Genomic DNA, 1,769 nt, shown 5'->3' on the forward strand with positions numbered 1-1,769 from the left:
GCCGGGAGATGATCGCCGCGCAGCGGGACGTGCTGCTGGCCTACTTCGGCGGAACGGTGGAGGCCGCAGCCTCCACCGTTCCGCCGAAGTAGGCCAGCAGCACGTCCCGCTGCGCGGCGATCATCTCCCGGCTGCTGCGCAGGAACTCCGCGACCAGCGCGTCCGGTGCTCCCGGCGCCGCCTCTCCGGGGTTCGTCGCCACAGGTGCCTCCACAACGGGTCGGGCCGGCGCGAGGGCGCCGGGGAGCGGGTCGCCGGACGCGGTGCGGACGAGGTGCCCGTCCACGGTCCAGCCGGGGGTGCGCGGGGCGGGGGCCCGGTCGATGTCGACGGCGTCCCGCCCGCGGAACATCCAGTCGGCGGCCACCGGCAGCCCGGCGGCCGCAAGGCGGGCGACCGCGTCGAGGAAGCCGGCCAGCCCGCTGTCGGGCCGCGGCTCGCAGGCGACGGCCCGGTGCGGCCGGCCGCCCAGGACGTCCGAGACGAGCCGGGTCAGCACGCACCCCGGCCCGACCTCGACGAAGGTCCTGGCCCCGGCCGCGTACATCGCCTCGATCTGGTCCGCGAACCGCACCGGCGCCCCGATCTGCGCGGCGAGCTCCCGGCGCACCGCGTCCGGGCCGACGGGGTAGGGGCGGGCCGTCCGGTTCGCCCACACCTCGAACTCCGCCTCGTGCAGCGGCTCTTCCGCGAGGACGCGGCCGAAGGACGGCCCGGCCGCGGCGACGAGCGGACTGTGGAAGGCGCATGCCACCGGAAGCCGCTTCACGCCGTGCCCGGCCTCCCGCAGCCGCCGTACGGCCGCCTCGACCGCCCGCGTCGGCCCCGAGAGGACGGCCTGCCGAGGCGCGTTGTGGTTGGCGACGACCAGCCCGCCGGGCAGCGGCGGGCCGCCCAGCACCCGCCCGATGTCCTCCGGCGCGGCCGACACCGCCGCCATCGCCCCGGGATCGGCGCCGGCCGCGCCGAGGATCGCCGCCGCGCGCGCGGAACTCAGCCGCGGCAGCGCCTCCGCGTCGACGACGCCGGCGGCGCAGAGGGCGACCAGCTCGCCGTAGCTGTGGCCGGCCGCCAGGTCGGGGCGGATCCCGCAGCGCGCGAGGAGCTCGTACGCGGCGAGCTCCACCATGCCGAGGGCCGGCTGCGCGGCCCTCGTGTCGGTGAGGGCGCGTCGCGTCTCCTCGCGCGCGGCGTCGTCGAACGCGGCCGGGGGGTACAGCGCCGCCACGGCCCGGCCGTCGGCGTCCGCGCCGAGCAGCCGGCCGAGGCCGGGAAAGGCGGTGAACAGGTGCGCGGACATACCGGGCCGCTGGCTGCCCTGCCCGGGGAAGAGGAAGGCCGTACGGCCGACCCCTGCGCCGCCGGGCCCGTCCGCCTCAGCCCAGTACACCCCGGCGCCCGCCATCGCCCCGGCGCCCGCCATCGCCCCGGCGCCTGCCACCGCCCCGGCGCCGGCCATCGCCCCGGCGCCGGATCCGGACCGGGGGGCGGCGTCGGCTCCCGCCGGGGAGCCCGCCCGCGTACGCGGCGCGGTCCCGGCCGCGGTGGCGGTCTCGGCACCCGCCGCGGTCCTCGCGGGGGTTCCGGCCGCGGTGTCTGCGGAGGCACTCGGCGCGGCTGCCGCGTCCGCGGCTCCGGCCGCGGCCACGCTCCCGGCATCCGCCGCGGCCCGGTCCGTGTCGGTCGATCCGCCTCCGGCCCGGGGGGCCGCCCCGGTACGCGGCGCCGCTCCGGCTGCGTTCGCCGCCCCGGTACGCGCCCCGGCCGGA

1 protein-coding gene is annotated in these 1,769 nt (G+C 79.9%); it reads right to left on the minus strand.

What is annotated here, in order from left to right; all coding sequences use genetic code 11:
- Positions 1-40: 40 nt before the first annotated feature.
- On the minus strand, positions 41-1,769 hold a 1,729-nt coding region (locus EF903_RS32325), incomplete at its 5' end, for an ACP S-malonyltransferase (RefSeq protein ID WP_148142648.1).

It is taken from the genome of Streptomyces sp. WAC05292, from assembly GCF_003949955.1.
Classification (GTDB): domain Bacteria; phylum Actinomycetota; class Actinomycetes; order Streptomycetales; family Streptomycetaceae; genus Streptomyces; species Streptomyces globosus.